The sequence below is a fragment of the Streptomyces parvus genome (assembly GCF_014648875.1).
Classification (GTDB): Bacteria; Actinomycetota; Actinomycetes; order Streptomycetales; family Streptomycetaceae; genus Streptomyces; species Streptomyces parvus.
The window spans coordinates 308,560-325,450 of record NZ_BMRY01000007.1 but is presented as its reverse complement, the minus strand read 5'-3'; the positions used below and the strand labels follow the sequence as shown (position 1 = coordinate 325,450).

The 16,891-nt window shown below is 71.2% G+C and carries 17 protein-coding genes; 7 read left to right on the top strand and 10 right to left on the bottom strand.

Annotated features, from left to right (window positions below):
• Nucleotides 1-4: 4 nt before the first annotated feature.
• Genes IE140_RS23165 through IE140_RS23155 form a run of 3 tightly spaced genes read right to left on the bottom strand, consistent with a single transcriptional unit; the run spans nt 5 to nt 3,367 of the window.
• A complete protein-coding gene (locus tag IE140_RS23165; RefSeq protein ID WP_093807024.1) occupies nt 5-751 on the bottom strand; it encodes a succinate dehydrogenase/fumarate reductase iron-sulfur subunit in 747 nt (248 codons plus the stop codon).
• Complete coding sequence (locus tag IE140_RS23160) at nt 748-2,697, bottom strand: fumarate reductase/succinate dehydrogenase flavoprotein subunit (protein WP_150197031.1); 1,950 nt, start codon at nt 2,695-2,697, stop codon at nt 748-750. The genes IE140_RS23165 and IE140_RS23160 overlap by 4 nt, the downstream gene beginning before the upstream one ends.
• A gap of 1 nt (nt 2,698) precedes the next feature.
• On the bottom strand, nt 2,699-3,367 hold the full coding sequence (locus IE140_RS23155; RefSeq protein ID WP_093435515.1) for a succinate dehydrogenase: 669 nt from the start codon (nt 3,365-3,367) through the stop codon (nt 2,699-2,701).
• Nucleotides 3,368-3,499: 132 nt separating this feature from the next.
• Here IE140_RS23155 and IE140_RS23150 point away from each other — a divergent pair, with 132 nt between their 5' ends.
• Nucleotides 3,500-4,396: a LysR family transcriptional regulator gene (locus IE140_RS23150; RefSeq protein WP_088573585.1), complete on the top strand. Its 897-nt coding sequence runs from the start codon at nt 3,500-3,502 to the stop codon at nt 4,394-4,396.
• Between the two features lie 43 nt (nt 4,397-4,439).
• On the opposite strand, the gene IE140_RS23145 is transcribed toward IE140_RS23150, so the two are convergent.
• The 3 genes from IE140_RS23145 to IE140_RS23135 all read right to left on the bottom strand — a co-directional run bounded on the left by IE140_RS23145 (nt 4,440) and on the right by IE140_RS23135 (nt 8,669).
• On the bottom strand, nt 4,440-6,614 hold the full coding sequence (locus tag IE140_RS23145; protein ID WP_150197032.1) for a putative bifunctional diguanylate cyclase/phosphodiesterase: 2,175 nt from the start codon (nt 6,612-6,614) through the stop codon (nt 4,440-4,442).
• The gene (locus tag IE140_RS23140) at nt 6,611-7,429 is read right to left on the bottom strand and encodes an SAM-dependent methyltransferase (RefSeq protein WP_150197033.1); all 819 of its coding nucleotides are present in this window, start codon (nt 7,427-7,429) and stop codon (nt 6,611-6,613) included. The genes IE140_RS23145 and IE140_RS23140 overlap by 4 nt, the downstream gene beginning before the upstream one ends.
• Before the next feature lie 256 nt (nt 7,430-7,685).
• Nucleotides 7,686-8,669, bottom strand: coding sequence for an SCO0930 family lipoprotein (locus tag IE140_RS23135; RefSeq protein WP_150197034.1), 984 nt, complete (start codon nt 8,667-8,669; stop codon nt 7,686-7,688).
• Nucleotides 8,670-9,435: 766 nt separating this feature from the next.
• On the opposite strand from IE140_RS23135, the gene IE140_RS23130 reads away from it, so the two are divergent.
• A complete protein-coding gene (locus IE140_RS23130; protein WP_032774581.1) occupies nt 9,436-10,200 on the top strand; it encodes a bestrophin-like domain in 765 nt (254 codons plus the stop codon).
• Nucleotides 10,201-10,383: 183 nt separating this feature from the next.
• Entirely contained in the window at nt 10,384-10,947 is a 564-nt protein-coding gene (locus IE140_RS23125) for a hypothetical protein (RefSeq protein WP_093435508.1), read from the top strand.
• A gap of 91 nt (nt 10,948-11,038) precedes the next feature.
• Here IE140_RS23125 and IE140_RS23120 read toward each other — a convergent pair whose 3' ends face one another.
• Complete coding sequence (locus tag IE140_RS23120) at nt 11,039-11,521, bottom strand: hypothetical protein (RefSeq protein WP_010072898.1); 483 nt, start codon at nt 11,519-11,521, stop codon at nt 11,039-11,041.
• 337 nt (nt 11,522-11,858) lie between these two features.
• On the opposite strand from IE140_RS23120, the gene IE140_RS23115 reads away from it, so the two are divergent.
• Nucleotides 11,859-12,521 (top strand): class F sortase, encoded by a 663-nt coding sequence (locus IE140_RS23115; RefSeq protein ID WP_032762421.1) that lies wholly within the window; start codon nt 11,859-11,861, stop codon nt 12,519-12,521.
• A 67-nt stretch (nt 12,522-12,588) separates the two neighbouring features.
• Here the strand turns inward: IE140_RS23115 and IE140_RS23110 are convergent, their stop codons facing one another.
• Nucleotides 12,589-13,440 (bottom strand): polysaccharide deacetylase family protein, encoded by an 852-nt coding sequence (locus IE140_RS23110; protein ID WP_150197562.1) that lies wholly within the window; start codon nt 13,438-13,440, stop codon nt 12,589-12,591.
• A gap of 163 nt (nt 13,441-13,603) precedes the next feature.
• On the opposite strand from IE140_RS23110, the gene IE140_RS23105 reads away from it, so the two are divergent.
• On the top strand, nt 13,604-14,065 hold the full coding sequence (locus IE140_RS23105) for a universal stress protein (RefSeq protein WP_006129166.1): 462 nt from the start codon (nt 13,604-13,606) through the stop codon (nt 14,063-14,065).
• A gap of 17 nt (nt 14,066-14,082) precedes the next feature.
• Here the strand turns inward: IE140_RS23105 and IE140_RS23100 are convergent, their stop codons facing one another.
• Entirely contained in the window at nt 14,083-15,288 is a 1,206-nt protein-coding gene (locus tag IE140_RS23100; protein WP_150197560.1) for a CapA family protein, read from the bottom strand.
• Nucleotides 15,289-15,555: 267 nt separating this feature from the next.
• Between IE140_RS23100 and IE140_RS23095 the strand changes: the two genes are divergently transcribed.
• Nucleotides 15,556-16,128, top strand: a complete 573-nt coding sequence (locus IE140_RS23095; RefSeq protein ID WP_093435496.1) for a sigma-70 family RNA polymerase sigma factor — start codon at nt 15,556-15,558, stop codon at nt 16,126-16,128.
• Here the strand turns inward: IE140_RS23095 and IE140_RS23090 are convergent.
• Nucleotides 16,062-16,259 carry a zf-HC2 domain-containing protein gene (locus IE140_RS23090; protein ID WP_032762428.1) on the bottom strand — a complete coding sequence of 66 codons (198 nt, stop codon included), beginning with the start codon at nt 16,257-16,259 and terminating at the stop codon, nt 16,062-16,064. The two genes, IE140_RS23095 and IE140_RS23090, sit on opposite strands and share 67 nt — an antisense overlap.
• A 112-nt stretch (nt 16,260-16,371) precedes the next feature.
• On the opposite strand from IE140_RS23090, the gene IE140_RS23085 reads away from it, so the two are divergent.
• Nucleotides 16,372-16,890 (top strand): hypothetical protein, encoded by a 519-nt coding sequence (locus tag IE140_RS23085; RefSeq protein ID WP_150197559.1) that lies wholly within the window; start codon nt 16,372-16,374, stop codon nt 16,888-16,890.
• The last annotated feature ends 1 nt before the right edge of the window (nt 16,891 follow it).

Here is a 16,891-nt window from a genome sequence, read left to right as displayed (position 1 = left end):
CCTGTCAGCGGCGGACTTTACGGGTGGCCCGCAGCCACTCCTTGTTCATCGCGGCGATCGACGGCAGCGGGATGCCCTTCGGGCAGGCCGTGGCGCACTCGCCGGCCAGGGTGCAGCCGCCGAAGCCCTCCTCGTCCATCTGGGCCACCATGTCCAGGACGCGGGTCTCGCGTTCGGGGGCGCCCTGCGGCAGGACGTTGAGATGGTTGACCTTCGCCGAGGTGAACAGCATCGCCGAGCCGTTGGGGCAGGCGGCGACGCAGGCCCCGCAGCCGATGCACTCGGCGTGCTCGAAGGCGAAGTCGGCGTCCGGCTTCGGCACCGGGGTGGCGTGGGCGTCCGGAGCGGTGCCGGTGGGGGCGGAGATGTAACCGCCGGACTGGATGATCCGGTCGAACGAGGAGCGGTCCACGACCAGGTCCTTGATGACCGGGAAGGCGGAGGCGCGCCAGGGCTCGATGTCGATCGTGTCGCCATCGGAGAACGACCGCATGTGGAGCTGGCAGGTCGTGGTGCGCTCCGGGCCGTGGGCGTCGCCGTTGATGACGAGGCTGCACGCGCCGCAGATGCCCTCACGGCAGTCGTGGTCGAAGGCGACGGGCTCGTCCCCGGCGAGGGTGAGTTCCTCGTTGAGGGTGTCGAGCATCTCCAGGAACGACATGTCGGCGGAGATGTTGTCGACTTCGTAGGTGGCCATGGCGCCGGGCTCTTCGGCGTTGCGCTGACGCCAGACGCGCAGGGTGAGCTTCATGCGTAGCTCCGCTGGGTGGGGTGGACGTACTCGAAGACGAGGTCTTCCTTGTGCAGGACGGGGGCGCCGCCGGTGACGGTGAACTCCCAGGCGGCGGCGTAGGAGAACTCCTCGTCGCGCCGTTCGGCCTCGCCGTCCGGGGTCTGGGACTCCTCGCGGAAGTGGCCGCCGCAGGACTCGGCGCGGTGCAGGGCGTCGAGGCACATGAGCTCGGCGAGCTCCAGGTAGTCGACGATGCGGTTCGCCTTCTCCAGCGACTGGTTGAACTGCTCGCCGGTGCCGGGGACCTTGATGCGGTGCCAGAACTCCTCGCGGATCTCGGGGATTCTCGCGAGCGCCTTGCGCAGGCCGTCCTCGGTGCGGGCCATCCCGCAGTACTCCCACATGAGTTCACCGATCTCGCGGTGGAAGGAGTCGGGGGTGCGGTCGCCGTCGACGGAGAGGAGCAGGTTGATGCGGTCCTCGGTCTCCGCCACCACCTCGGCGACGGCGGGGTGTTCGGCGTCGACGTTCTCGGTGTGCGGGTTGCGGGCGAGGTAGTCGTTGATGGTGGAGGGCAGGACGAAGTAGCCGTCGGCGAGCCCCTGCATCAGGGCGGAGGCGCCGAGCCGGTTGGCCCCGTGGTCGGAGAAGTTGGCCTCGCCGATGGCGAAGAGGCCGGGGATGGTGGTCTGGAGGTCGTAGTCGACCCAGAGGCCGCCCATCGTGTAGTGCACGGCGGGGTAGATCCGCATGGGGACCGTGTAGGGGTCCTCGTCGGTGATCCGCTGGTACATGTCGAAGAGGTTGCCGTACTTGGCCTCGACGGCCTTGCGGCCCATGCGCTGGATGGCCTCGGCGAAGTCCAGGTAGACCCCCTGCCCGCCGGGGCCGACGCCGCGCCCCTCGTCGCAGACGTTCTTGGCGGCGCGGGAGGCGATGTCGCGGGGCACCAGGTTGCCGAAGGCGGGGTAGATGCGCTCCAGGTAGTAGTCACGCTCGCCCTCGGGGATCTCGTTGGCCGGGCGGGTGTCGCCCTCGGCCTTGGGGACCCAGATGCGGCCGTCGTTGCGCAGCGACTCGCTCATCAGCGTCAGCTTGGACTGGTGGTCGCCGGTGCGCGGGATGCAGGTGGGGTGGATCTGGGTGAAGCAGGGGTTGGCCATGTAGGCGCCGCGCCGGTGGGCCCGCCAGATCGCGGTGGCGTTGGAGTTCATGGCGTTGGTCGACAGGTAGAAGACGTTGCCGTAGCCGCCGGTGGCCAGGACGACCGCGTCGGCGAAGTAGGTGTCGATCTTCCCGGTCACGAGGTCGCGGGCGACGATGCCGCGCGCCTTTCCGTCGACCACGATCAGGTCCAGCATCTCGGTGCGGGCGTGGAGTTCGACGCCGCCGGTGGCGATCTGCCGGGACAGCGCCTGGTAGGCGCCGAGGAGGAGCTGCTGTCCGGTCTGGCCGCGCGCGTAGAACGTACGGGAGACCTGGACGCCGCCGAAGGACCGGTTGTCGAGGAGGCCGCCGTACTCGCGGGCGAAGGGGACGCCCTGGGCGACGCACTGGTCGATGATCTCGACGGAGATCTGGGCGAGCCGGTGGACGTTGGACTCCCGGGCACGGAAGTCGCCGCCCTTGACGGTGTCGTAGAACAGCCGGTGGATCGAGTCGCCGTCGTTGCGGTAGTTCTTCGCGGCGTTGATGCCGCCCTGGGCGGCGACCGAGTGGGCGCGCCGGGGCGAGTCCTGGAAGCAGAACTGGACGACGTGGTAGCCCTGTTCGGCGAGGGTGGCCCCGGCCGCACCGCCGGCCAGGCCGGTGCCGACGACGATGACCGTGTGTTTGCGCCGGTTGGCGGGGTTCACGAGTCTGGCTTGGAAGCGGCGGGTGTCCCAGCGTTCGTTGACGGGGCCCTCGGGGGCCTTCGTGTCGACGGCGGGCTCTCCCGTGCGGTACTGCGTGTAGTCGGGCATGTCAGCTCACCACTCCGGTCATGACGGCGACGGGTACGGAGACGAAGCCCAGGGTCAGCACCGCCGCGAGCGTGTTGGCGAGGGTCTTCAGGATGCGGTCGCGGGTCGCGTTGCCGACGCCGAGGGTCTGCGCGGCACTCCAGAACCCGTGCTGGACGTGCAGGCCCATGGCGAGCACCGCGACGATGTAGATGACGTTGCCGTACCAGGTCGAGAAGGTGTCGATGACGTTCTGGTAAGGGTGCCCGGCCTCGAAGCTCGTGTGCACGGTGCCGGTCGTCAGGTCGAGGATGTGCCAGACGATGAAGAGCGCGAGGATGATGCCGCCCCAGCGCATGGTCCGGGTGGCGTAACTCGCGCGGGGCTTCTTGTGGACGTACTTGGCCGGGCGCGCCCTGATGTCGCGGCGGCTCAGCTGGTACGCCGAGACGCCGTGCAGCACGACGGCGGCGACGAGCCCCACACGGACGATCCAGAGCGCCCACTCGTAGTGCAGGACCGGTTCGCCCAGGGTGCGCAGCCAGTGGGCGTACCCGTCGAACTCACCGGGTCCGAAGAAGATCTTCAGGTTGCCCACCATGTGGGCGACGAGATACCCGAGCATGACCAGACCGGTCACGGCCATGATCGTCTTCTTGCCGACGGTCGAGTCCCAGAGCGTACGCGTCATCGACGGCCGTCGGTCCGTCCGCGTTGCCAATGCCATGGACACGACGGTAGGGGCGGAGGGCCCGATCAGTCCAAGACATGGCCCGGCTGATCTCCATAGGCAGCGCCTATCGGTGAGGTCTATCGTCGGCGTATGCACTTCCAGCAGCTCACCTACTTCGTGGCCGTCGCCGAGACCCGGCACTTCACCCGGGCCGCCGAGGCGGTGCATGTGTCGCAGCCCTCGCTCTCCCAGCAGATCCGGGCGCTGGAGGCGGAGTTGGGCGCGGATCTGTTCAGCCGGGCCCGGGGCAACATCACCCTCACCGACGCCGGTGAGGCGCTCCTGCCGCTGGCCCGGCGGATCCTCGCCGACGCGGAGACCGCGCGCCACGAGGTCCAGGAGCTGGTCTCGCTGCGCAGCGGCCGGGTGCGGCTGGGGGCGACGCCCAGCCTGTGCACCGGGCTGCTGCCGGATCTGCTCCGCGCCTTCCACGACCGGCACCCGGGGGTGCGACTGCTGCTGGAGGAGGGCGGCTCGCACGATCTCGTACGTCAGCTGGCGCGCGGGGCGCTCGATCTGGCGCTCGTGGTGCTGCCGCTGCCGGCCGCCTCGCCCGCGCTGACCACGGTGGAGCTGCTGCGGGAGGACCTGGTGGTGGTGTCCGCGGCGACGGAGCCGCCGCCGGGGCGGGACGGCTCGATCCGGATCGCGGATCTGGAGGGGGCGCCGCTGGTGATGTTCCGGCACGGGTACAACCTGCGGGAGCTGACACTCGCCGCGTGCCGCGCGGAGGGCTTCGAGCCGACGTTCACCGTCGAGGGCGGCGAGATGGACGCGGTGCTCGGTTTCGTACGGGCGGGGCTCGGCATCGCCGTGGTGCCGAGCATGGTCGCCGCCCGGGCCGGCCACGATCTGCGCAGGACCGCGCTGGCAGGGGGCGGGCTGCGGCGCACGATCGCGCTGGCGCACCGCAGTGACGTGGACCCGCCGCGGGCCGCGCGCGAGCTCCAGCGGATGCTGCTGGAGCACCGGCCGGTCCCCGGCTGACGTGGGCCCTGCGTGCCGGGCGGGGTCTCCGCCCGGCCGCGGCTCAGACCGCGTCCGCGAGCAGCAGGGAGTGGATGCGGTCCGGGGCGCCGGGGCGCGCGTAGTACCAGCCCTGGGCGGTGTCGCAGCCGATCCGGCGCAGCTGGTCGGCCTGCGCGCCGGTCTCCACGCCCTCCACCGTGACGGCCAGCTCCAGGCTGTGGGCCAGCGACACGATGCCCTCGACGATCTTCAGGTCGACCGGGTCCGCCGGGTGCTGCTGCATGCCCCGGGTGAAGGACCGGTCCAGCTTGAGGACGCTCACCGGCAGCCGGCGCAGGTTCGCCAGGTTCGAGTAGCCCGTGCCGAAGTCGTCGAGCGCGATGTCGACGCCCATCTCCGCGAGCTGCCGCAGTGGCTTGAGGAGATCGTCGTCGGCGCCGATCAGGGCGGACTCGGTCACCTCCAGGCAGAGCGCTCCCGGCTCCAGACCGGAACGTTCCAGCACGTCGACCGTCTCCGCGACCAGCCGGGGGTGGTGCAGCTGGGTCGGCGACAGGTTGACGTTGATACGCAGCGGGCCGCCGTCGCTGTGCCGCTCCTGCCAGAAGTTCGCCTGCCGTACGGACTCCTCCAGCACCCAGCGGCCGAGCGGCACGATGAGCCCGGTGTGCTCGGCGAGCGGGATGAACCGGTCGGGGCCGAGCACCCCGTGCTGCGGATGGCACCACCGTACGAGCGCCTCCGCGCCGTGCACCGTACCGTCGCCCAGGTGCACCAGCGGCTGGTACTCGATGAAGAACTCGCCCCGGTCCAGGGCGGCCGGGAGCGCGGTGGTCAGCCCGTGCCGGGTGATGGCGCGTTCGTCCGCCTCCGCGTCGGCGAGCTGGAAGCGGTTGCCGCCCGCCGCCTTGGCCCGGTACATCGTGATGTCGGCGCTGCGCAGCACCTCGGCGGCGCTGCGCTCCCCGGCGGGCCCCTCGACGATGCCGATCGAGCCCCGGACGGAGAGTTCCCGCCCGTCGAGGCGGATCGGGGTGGCGAGTGCGTTCAGGATCCGGCCGGCCAGTTCGTGCACCTCTTCGGCCGTGTCCGGTCCGGTGGTCAGGGCGACGAACTCGTCGCCGCCGAGCCGGGCGACCATCTCGCCGGGCGCGGTGGCGCAGCTCTGGAGCCGGTCGGCGACCTCGACCAGGAGGCGGTCGCCCGCGGCGTGGCCGAGGCTGTCGTTGATGGCCTTGAAGCCGTCGAGGTCCAGGTAGCAGAGGCCGAAGCGGCCGCCTTCCTGGGCGGTGAGGGCCTTCTCCAGGCGCTCGAAGAACAGGGTCCGGTTGGGCAGGCCGGTGAGCGCGTCGTGAGTGGCCTCGTACCGCAGCCGCAGATTGAGCAGCCGACGCTCGGTGGTGTCCTCCATCAGCGCGAGCTGGTACTCGGGGCGGCCCTCGGAGTCGCGCAGCAGCGAGACGGTGAGGTTGGTCCACAGGACGGTGCCGTCGTTGCGGTAGTACGCCTTCTCGACCCGGTAGTGCTCGCGTTCACCGCGTACCAGCTCGTCGTAGTACTTCCACACCTGCGGGGAGTCCTCGGGGTGGACCCACTCGTTGACCTTGTGGCTGCGGACATGGTGTTCGAGACCGCCGAACATCCTGGTGAGCGTGTCGTTGATCTCCAGGATGTTGCCGTCCAGGTCCGCGATCCCGATGCCGATGGCGGCGTCCTTGAAGACCGCGCGGAACCGGGCCTCGGTGGCGTGCAGGGCCTCTTCGGCGTGCGAACGGGCCGTCAGCGCCGAGCGGGCGATGGCCTCCTGCTCGGCGAGCGTGCGCTCGCGCAGGGCCCCGGTGAACCCGGCGGCCAGCGTGTGCTGGATCCGGGCGCAGCGCGCCCGGCCGTCCTCGATGGACAGCGGGCCGGGTCCGTTGCCGCCGCAGTAGAGGACGAGGTAGGAGTCGACGACGCCGAGCGTGGAGCTGAGGGCGTCCGGATCGGTGCAGTGCGCGTCGATCAGGGCCGCGCCGATCCGCTGGGCGGGCGAGGCGTCGAAGGGGTGGGCGTGCAGGATGCCGTTCAGCTCGCGTGCCAGGGGCAGCAGATGCTGTTCGAACTCCGGCCGGGTCAGGGAGGTGGCCGTCAGGGGGAAGATGGCCCGGCTCCAGATCCTGGCGAATCTCCGGAGCCGGCCCTCGGGGCCGTCGGGTTCCGCGTCCGGCTCTCCGGACGCCTGGGCGGGAATGCTCACGCCTTGCGCCCGACCCCGCCGAAGCCCGAGAAGGCGTACGGGTCTTCCTGCTCCGGCGACTGCGGGGTGTCGGGCCGCCATTCGGGCATCGACACGAGACCCGGTTCGACCATCTCGTAGCCCTCGAAAAACCGGCCGATCTCCTCGTGCGAGCGCATGATCAGCGGGTTGCGGATGTTCTTGTAGACGCCGACCGTGCCGGCCGCCTCTGCCTTGGGCAGCGGGATGCCCTCGTACGACGCGTGGGTCAGGACGAGCAGGCTGCCGGGGGCCAGGGCCTCGCGCAGTTCGGCGACCGCGGCGTACGGCTCGTCGGCGTCCTCGATGAAGTGGAGCACCGCGACGAGCAGCAGGGCCACCGGTCGGTCCAGGTCGAGCAGTCCGGTGATCTCCGGATTCGCCAGGATCTCCTTGGGGCGGCGCAGGTCGGCGGCGGCGATGACCGCGCGGTCGTTGCCCTCCAGCACGGCCTGGCTGTGGGCGACGGCGACCGGGTCGTGGTCGACGTAGGCCACCTTGGCGCCGGGGTCGGCGGCCTGGGCGACCTCGTGCACGTTGCCGAACGTCGGGATGCCGGAGCCGATGTCCAGGAACTGGTCGATGCCCGAGTCGACGGCGTGGCGGACGGCCCGGCGCATAAAGGCGCGATTGGCCTGCATGATCTTGGGAAGGCCCGGGAGGAACTCCATGGCCTTGCGCGCGGCTTCCCGGTCCACCTCGAAATTGTGCGATCCGCCCAGATAGAAGTCGTACATGCGGGACACGCTCGGCACCGAAATATCTATGCCCTGCGGTGCCCAGGCGGGACGCTCCATCGATGTCTCCAACAAGTTCGCTACGGCGATCCGGCCATGTTCATGGTCAGTGTTGACCAGAGGCTACTGATCGGCCGCCAAGAGAGCGAGTGGAAACGGAAATTAGCGATCCGTTATTGGTCACACTCCGGTGGCATACCCGGCCGGTCCGTCGCTGCGCGTATGCGGACAGCGACGGACCGGCACTCCGGGCGCCGTTTCCCGGTGGTTCGGGGCCACTTGGGGCTCCTGGGCGATTGTTCTGCGGAGTCCGGGATTACTTGGTGGCTCCGACGAGTTCGGAATCCGGGGAAACGGCGTACCAGGTTCCGCCGACACCCTGCCCGTTGGTGTCTCCGGGCTTCTTGTCGCCCGCGAAGGTGTAGATCGGCCAGCAGTCGATGGTCTGCTGCTTGATGCCGTCGGGGCGGTCGAAGGTGACGAATCCCTTCGTCGTGACACCGTCCACCGCATTTTTGGCCATGGGGGCGACTACCGGCCACTTCTTGAGGCACTCTCCGGTGCAGGCGGTCTTCATCGGCCAGGCGGAGTCCTTGGTGAAGCGGTAAACCGTCATGCCCCGGCCGTCCACCACGATGTCGCCGAGCTCCGGGTCCTTGCGGACCGAGAGCCCCGCGGGATCGGCCGGCTCGGCGACCCCATCGCCGTCTTCGGCGACCCCTTCGCTGTCGGCGTTCTTCGCCGCCTTCTTCCCGTCCGGGGCCGCGGCGAACCAGGTGCCGCCGACCCCCTGGCCGTTGATCTGGCCGGGGGCGATGTCCTTCGCGTACCGGTACATCGGCCAGCCGTCGACGGTGAGTTGGCTGGTGCCGTCGGGGCGGGAGACCTCGCCGAGCAGCTCCTCGTCGGTGCCGGCCGCGGCGGTGGTGTCGCCCGACGCCACCACGGGCCAGATCGCGGCGCACTCGCCCTCGCAGTTCGACTTCGGCGGGTTCGCCGTGTCCTTGTCGAACCGGTAGAGCGTGAATCCCTCGCTGTCGGTGAGTACCTTGCCGAGCTTCTTGGTTTCCTGGACGGCGAGTTGGCCGGCCTCCTTCGGTTCCGCCGCCTCCTTGCCGGCCTCGGATCCGTATCCCCCGCCGGCCGATCCGTACCCGCTCTCGGCGGGCTGCTGGGCCGGGGCGGCGTTGCCCACCGACTGGCCGTTCGGCGACGTGCCCTGCTCCTGACCGCACGCCGTCGTGAGCGTCAACAGAGCCGCGGCGGTGACCGCGAGCGAGGCGTTGCGCCAGGTGTTCATGTCGACTCCCGTGGTACTTCGTCGTAACGCTGGTGATGCCGGCGCGGGACCGCGCCGTTCATGGCCCTAGGTACGGGACACCGTCGGGGTCGTGTTCAAAGGAAGTCCGAGAAGAATCCGGCGGGTCGGGGCGACCGGGCAAACACGAATGGCCCATTAACCGCACGATCAGGCGAATCGCCTGCGTCGACCGCGTGTTCCCCGGTGGCGTGGATCATGCTCCCCGTCGTGCACGGATCACGCATCGCGCGGCTCACGGCAGCCGCCGCACTTCTCTGGCTGACAGCCGTACCGCTGCCCGCCACCGCCGACAACTGCGCGGTGGCTTCGATCGGGCAGGGCGGGAGCGGTTCCTCGGTCGCCGTGGCGGGCGACGGGGGCTGCGTCGCGGTCTCCGAGCCGGAGCCGCCGCCTCCGCCCTCGCCGAAACCGGCCCCTCCACCGCCACCACCACCGCCTCCCGCGCCGCCACCGCCTCCTCCCGTGGTCGCGGAGCCCCCGCCTCCACCGCCGCCTGCACCCCCGCCCCCTCCGCCGCCGGCCCCACCCCCGCCACCACCGCCCCCGAAACCCTCGCCGAAGCCCCCGGTGCGGACCGAGCCGCCGGAACCCCGGCCCGTCGCGCTGCCGACGTACCGCAAACCGACCCGTAAAGAGCCGCGGAGCGGGCCGTCGCTGGTGTCGCTGACGCTGCTCATCACCGCCCCGGCGGTGTTCGCCGTTGCCGTGCTGCGGCCGCGGTCATCCCGCTGACCAGGAGAGATGTATGTCCGAATGGCTCGTACTGAGCATTGCCATGGCGTCCGCCTGCGCGGTCGTCCTGATCATCGTCGTGCTGAACAACCGGCGGATCGGGGACGACGACGATCCTTCCGAGACCCCTGATGTCATCGAGTACATGACGATGATGATCGGGGTGGTCTACGCGATCGTCCTGGGGCTGGCCATCGCCGGGGTCTGGGAGGGGCGCAGCGCCGCCCAGGAGTCCGTACGCATCGAGGCACAGGCGCTGCACGAGGTGCAGGCGCGGGCGTCCGTCTACCCGGCGGAGGTCCGCGACCGCATCAGGGCGGACGTCGACGCCTACGTCCGTCATGTCGTCGACGACGAGTGGAAGGTGATGTCGGAGCGGAACACGCTCACCGAGCGCGGCACCGAACTGCTGGACAAGGTGCGGGCGGACGTCACCGACTACGAGCCGAAGACCGATCACGAGGGGCAGGCCTACCAGCCGCTGGTCGACCAGGTGGCGGCGGCGGACGACGCCCGCAGCTCACGGGGGCAGAACGCCGGGGCGACGATGCCCGGGGTGGTCTGGTTCGGGCTGATCATCGGGGCGCTGGTGACCGTGGGGCTGATCTTCACGCTCCAGATCCGCAGAACGTTCCGCGAACTGCTCCTGGCGGGCCTGTTCAGCGCGTTGATCGCCTTTCTGCTCTTCCTGATCTGGGACTTCGACGCGCCCTTCGGCCGGGGCATCTCGGCCACCGCCGAACCGTTCCTCGACACGTTCCCGGGCATCAGCGGCTGACGTCCGCTCCCCCGGCCGGACAGCAGACCGGTGCGCCGGTCGGGGGACAGCGTGACCCGTTCGCCGGACCCCGATCGCGGGCCGGGGGGACCCCTCCTAGCGTGTCGGGCATCGAGGTGCATTTTTCCTGCTATGTGGAAATTGGTTCCGCAGCTGCCCCTCGGGGAACCCGGAGGATCCACCATGCGCGCGATACGTGTCGCACCGCTCGCCCTGCTCGGCGCCGGTGCCCTGACGCTCCTCGCCCCGTCCGCCGCCTTCGCCGCGCCGGACGGGGCCTCCAGCACGTTCAACCCGACGATCACCCCCTCGGTCATCGCACCGGGCGGCCGGGTCACCCTCGGCGCCGGTGGCTGCACGGGCGAGACGACCGTCAGCTCGGGCATCTTCGACACCGCCACCATCCCGAGCGGCAGCACGACGGCCACCGCCACCGTCGACTCCGACGCGCGGCGGGGCGCCGTCTACGCGGTGACGTTCACGTGCGGCTCCACCGGCACCTCCCGGAACGTCAACCTGACGATCACCGGCGGCGCGACGAGCAGCCCCACGCCCACCCCGACGCCCACCACGGTCCCGACCGCCAGCTCGACGGCGCTCGTGCCGGGCGGGGTGCGCGGCGGCCTCGGCGGCAGCTCCGGCACGACCGACACGGTGGAGGTCGCCGCCGGCGGGGCCCTGGTGGTCGCGGCGGCCTCGGGCGCCCTCTACTTCGCGCGTCGCCGTAACGCCGACCGCCGCCACTGACCGCGAGCATGCGGCGCACGGCAGTCGCCCCGGGTCCTGATCCAGGACTCGGGGCGACGGGCGTATCGGGCCGGGCGGGAGGTTCGACGCCTTAGAACGCCGCATGGCTGGTCCGCCGGCGCCGGACGAGGAAGACCGCGCCGCCGACGGCCGCGGCCGCCACCAGACCGCCGCCGACCTGCATCTCGACGGAGCTCGGGCCCATCGAGCCGCCGAGCCCGCCCTGCGCGCCGTTGCCGGCGAGCACGGTGAACTTGTGCGTCGCGATCCGGTTGTTGTCACTGCACTTCACGGACAGGTGGTACTGCCCCGGGGTGGTGTTGTCCCGGACCCGGGCGTGGGCGTAGTTGGTGCCGTCACCCGCGGAGAGGGTGGTCGTCGGGAACGCGTTCGACCAGACCTTGCCGCCGTGGCCGCAGCCCTGCGCGGTGATCTTCAGCGTGCCACCCTGGTGGACGGACTGAGGGTTGACGGCGACGTTGACCGGGCCGTTGGTGGCGGCGGCCATGGGGGCCGCGAGCCCGACGGCCGCGAAAGCGGTCGCGGTGACCGCGAGAGCGCGTGAAGCACGCATCGTGTGAACCTCCAGCGGGAAACGCCCCCGGGGGCTGGTCCCCCGGTGGATCGACGAGAACGTCTCCCATGACGAACACTCACCAGTCGACCGGCGGCTCGCACTTCGGCACTGCTCCACCCCGGTGATGCGACACGCCGTACGGGAGCCTCCGAATCTGACGGATCCGCAGGTCACGGGCCGTCAGAACTTTTATCTGCTCATTACTCCGATGGGCAGTCAGCCATCAGGGGCACCCCCCGGGGACCGGCCCCCGCCGCCACCCGTTCGCCTCTCCCTGATCGCCGACCCGGCGCAACGCCCTTAACGTTCACAGCGTCGCGACGAAGGGAGAACCATGGGCCGGGACTACACCGGGGGCGAGCGGACCAGACGGGTGCCATGGGGTGCGATCGCTCTGGTGATGCTCAGCGGCCTCGCTCTCATGCGCAACGGCACGGAGTTCTCGGAGGCAGGCCCGCCTCAGCCCGCGGCCGCCGCCTCGCTGGACCTGAGCCAGGACGCCCCGGGGCCGCCGGTGGAGGGCGAGCCGGTGCAGCCGCTGCCGTACGCCCCGGCCTCCCGGGTGAAGATCGGCTCCATCGACGTGGACGCGCCGATCATCGACGTCAACCTGGACGCCAACGGGTGGATCGACGCCCCGCCCGCAGAGGACCCCAACCTCGCCGGCTGGTACCAGAACGGCATCGCCCCGGGCCAGCGGGGCACCGCCGTGGTCGTCGGCCATGTCGACAACACGTCCGGCCCCGCGGTCTTCTACGGCCTCGGCTCCCTCCAGAAGGGGCACCGCGTCGAGGTCTCCCGCTACGACGGCCGGGTCGGGATCTTCGAGGTGTACGGGGTGGAGGTCTTCGCCAAGAACGACTTCCCCGGCCCCCGGGTCTACGGCGACACCGGCCACGCGGAGCTGCGCGTGATCACCTGCGGCGGGGGCTACTCCAAGGCGGGCGGCTACGACGGCAACGTGGTGGTCTTCGCCCGGCTCGTCGACACCCGCTGACCGGGCACGTCCCGCGATGGTGGTGTCCCCGGCGATCCGCCGGGGACACCACCCTGTGCACGCGCGCTCAGACGCGGTGCGGCACCGTGATGCGGTAGCCCTCCTCCAGCAGCCGGGGGAGGTAGCGGCGCAGAGCGGCGACGCTCTGCGAGCGGTCGCCGCCCGCGTCGTGCGAGAGGACGACGACACCGGGCGCCGCCCCGTCCAGCACGCGGCGGACGATCGTGCCGGTCCCGGGCTCCTTCCAGTCGAGCGTGTCCACGGTCCAGGCCATCGGCTCCATGCCCAACTCGGCCCCGATCTCGAAGGAGTTGCGGTTCCACGCACCGTAGGGGGCGCGGTACCACAGCGGCGGGGCGCCGAGCGCCCGCTCCACCACTTCGCTGGTACGCCCCAGCTCGTCGCGGATCGCGGGGCGGGAGAGCTTCGGGATCAGCGGGTGGGACCAGGAGTGGTTGCCCACCACATGTCCGTCGTCGGCCATCTCGCGCAGCAGGTCGGGGTTGCCCTCGGCCATCTCGCCGCAGACGAAGAACATCGCGCGGACCCGGTGCGCGCGCAGGGTGGCCAGGATGTCCGGGGTGTACCGCGGGTCGGGGCCGTCGTCGAAGCTGAGGACCATCGAGTGTCCGAGGTCGGGAAGGTGCTCGAAGGGCCGGGTGCGCACGGGCGGCCTGGCCGGTCTGAACCGGGCCGGGGTGCCCGCGGTCATGGGTTCGAGCCGGTACGGGGAGGGCCGGCCGCGGACGTTCGCCGGGGGCCCGGCGGCCGCGGCGGGCGGGGTGCCCGCGGTGCGGGCCGGGCTGCCGGGCGTCGACGCCGGATCGGCGACGACCAGGTGCACGGCGGTGGCGGTTCCGAGGCCGAGGGCGACCCTCAGCAGGGTGCGGCGCTCGGGTCCGGTGTGATCACGTGTCATGGCCAACTGCTCGCACGGCCGGACGTCCGCTCCTGCCGTCGACACGGAAGCCGACACGGACGCCGACCGTTTTGTACCCGATCGACGCAGTATGTTGATATTCACCGAGCCCTGCCGACGGCCGGGACGACCCCCCTCCGGACGAGCCGATAGCCTCGGAGCCGTGACAGAGCAGCAGCCTCATCGGTTCGAACGCGGTACGGACGGCCCCAAGGTGATCGTCGCGGGGCTCGACGGCTCCGATTCATCGATGCGCGCGGCGGCCTACGCCGCCGGACTGGCCCGTCGGCAGCACGCCATGCTGGCCCTGGTGTACGTCCAGCCGGTCCTGACGGCGGGCGCCGCCCTCGGCGTACCGGTCGGCGACACGACGGGTGAGGTCGCGGACTCCCTGGTCTCCGAGATCCGGGAGGCGACGGAGCGCTTCAGGGACGCGTGGGACGTGCGCTGGGAGTTCCACACCTTCCGGGGCGACCCCTACAACGGGCTGGTGACCGCGGCCGACGAGCTGAAGGCGGACGCGGTGGTGGTCGGGGCCTCGGAGTCGGCCGGGCACCGCTTCATCGGTTCGGTGGCCGTACGCCTGGTGAAGGCGGGGCGCTGGCCGGTCACCGTGGTGCCGTAGGACCCCGCCGCCCGCCTCTACTCGCCCATGAGGAGCCCGTCCCGGTCCGCACCCCGGCCGAGGACGACGGTACGGATCCGGTCGCGGACCTCGCGCAGGTGCTCGGCCCCGCCCTCGGGAGAGTCGAGGGAGGCGTTGAGGTTGACGGCGCGTCCGGTGACGGTGTCGTACCACTGCGGAACGAACTCCGCCTTCTTCACCTTCCAGCGCTCACCGGGTTTCACGGGCGGCGCGAAGGTGAAGCGGCCCATCGAGCTCTGATTGCCGCGCGGGTCCTGCGCACCCTCGTAGTTGATCATGTCGCCGGCGATCTGGTCGCCCATGCCGTAGACGACCCAGGTGCCGTTGACCTTCTCGTACGCCTGGGGCACATGGGCGTGGGTGCCGATGATCAGGTCGATGTCGGGTCGGCCCCGGTCCGTGGAGGCGGTGAGCCGCTCGGCGAGGTCCAGTTGCCCCGCGTCGGGCTCGTCCTGCCATTCGGTGCCCCAGTGGGCGGAGAGGACGACGACATCGGCGCCGGCCCGGCGGGCCGCCCTGGCCTCCTCGATGATCTTCCGCTCGTCGGTGACGTTCACCGTCCAGGGCCGGTCGGCGGGCAGCGGGATGTCGTTGGTGCCGTAGGTGTACGCGAGGTGGGCGACCTTGGCCGCGCCCTTCCCCGGTCCGGCGGACAGGATCGTGGGGCGGGCGGCCTCGGCGGCGGTGCGGGCGGAGCCTGCGTGCCGGACGCCCGCCCCGTCCAGGGCATCGAGCGTGCGCCGGACCCCCTCGGCCCCGTCGTCGAGGGTGTGGTTGGAGGCGGTGGAGCAGGAGTCGAACCCCGTGGTGCGCAGGGCGGTGGCGATCTCGGGGGGCGACTTGAAGTTCGGGTAGCCGGTGTAGGGGCCGCCCTCCTTCCCGTACACGGTCTCCATATGGCAGAACGCCAGGTCCGCGCCGGAGACGACCGGGGCGACACCGGCCAGCATCGGGGCGAAGTCGTGGCCGGCGCCGCCCGCGTCGACGGCGGCCTGGTCGATGACGGAGGAGTGCGGCAGGACGTCGCCCGCGGCGAGCAGCGTGAACGGGCGGGGCCCGTCGGCGCCCTGGCCGCCCGCGCCCCGGGCGGCGGGCGGTCCGCTCGGCTCGGGGGGCCCGGGCTGCTGCCCGGTGCAGCCGGTGGCCGTTGCGAGCAGGAGGGCGAGGGCGGCCACGGCGCCCGGTCGGATGCGCTGCGTCATCTGCTCGACTCCATGTTCGGATGATTGCGACCATCCGACTACACAGATCTTCATATCGCATAAGCAAGGAGCATTGCCGCATATCTAGCTGAACTGGTCGTACCGGCCGACCCCGACGGCCCCTCGACCGTTCACCGCACCATTCGCCGCACTGAGCGACCGCTCGTCGCACGCCTCGGTGCACCGGGTGTTCCCGCGCCGCCGAATGCGTTCGTATACGCCAGTCGGCAACGCGGCCGTCAGGGGCCTCGGCGGGAGAGGACGTTCATGAAGACCACCACGACGACCGACGAACGGACCCTGGCGGAGTTGCAGCGGGAACACGGGCCCGCCCTGTTCCACTTCCTCCTCGGCCTCACCTTCGGGGACCGGCAGCGGGCCGAGGACCTGGTGCAGGAGACCCTCGTACGTGCCTGGCAGCACCCCGAGGCGTTCGACGCGCCCTACGACTCGATGCGGCCGTGGCTGTTCACCGTCGGCCGCCGCCTCGCCATCGACGCGCGGCGCTCCCGCCAGGCCCGTCCCGTCGAGGTCAGCGACACGGTGCTGGAGAGCACTCCGGACGTCCTGGACACCGCGGACCGCGCGGTGCGCTCCCTGGACGTGCGGGAGGCGGTCCGCACACTGAGCCCCGAGCACCGCGCGGTGCTGGTGCAGATCTACTTCCGCGGACTGAGCGTCGGCGAGACGGCGGAGGTGCTGGGGATCCCGGCGGGGACCGTCAAATCCCGTTCGTACTACGCCCTGCGGGTCCTCTCCCGTACGCTCCCCGGCTACTCCCGCAGGTCCTCGGCCCGGAGCAGCGCCAGCAGGGCGGAGGCCTCGGCCACCTCCACATAGACCTGGGCGCAGCCGTCGCAGCCCTGGAGGTGACGGGCGACCCGGCAGGTCTCCTCGGCGTCCAGGGCGTCCAGGACGTACGCGCCCAGCAGCAGGCGCACATGCGGGTCGTCGCCTGGGTCGGCACTCATTCGCAGCCTCGCATCTCCTGGGCGATCCTCCCCTTCTGCCCACGCGGGGCGTCCGCCCCCGGTTCAATGCTGCGTGAAGCCCGGTACCGAGCAAGGAAAGAGGCGAGACGGGATGCGTCCCGAGGATACGGATGAGGCCGGTGGGAACGGGCTCCGGGTGCCGATGACCTGGCTGACCACCGAGTATCTGGCCGACGAGCTGTTACGGACCGGCGATCTGATGGAGCCGACGACGCTGGAGTTCCGCGCGGGGCGTGACGCCCTCGCCCTGACGATGTTCCTGTGCGAGTTCCCCCGCGACGCCCCCGCCCCCCGGGCCCTGCCCGAGCCGCGGGTCGACGAGCTGCGCGTCCTCACGGCGTACGAGGGCACCTGGCGGAGCTGGATCTGCGAGCGGCTGGCGGAGTCGGAGCGGTGCGCCGGGCCCGGCGACCCCGACCTGGCGCTGGCCCGGTCGGCCTGGCGCTGGCTGGAGGAGACCGAGTTGCTCGCGGCGGACCTGGACGCGATCGGCCCCGCCCCCTGGGAGGCCCCGGCCGACCCGGCGGACGACGGCCAGGAGGTCCGGATCTGGACGCCCGCCTGGCAGCTGGGGCTGCCGCTGGGGCACCTGGCCGTCCATCTGTGCTGAC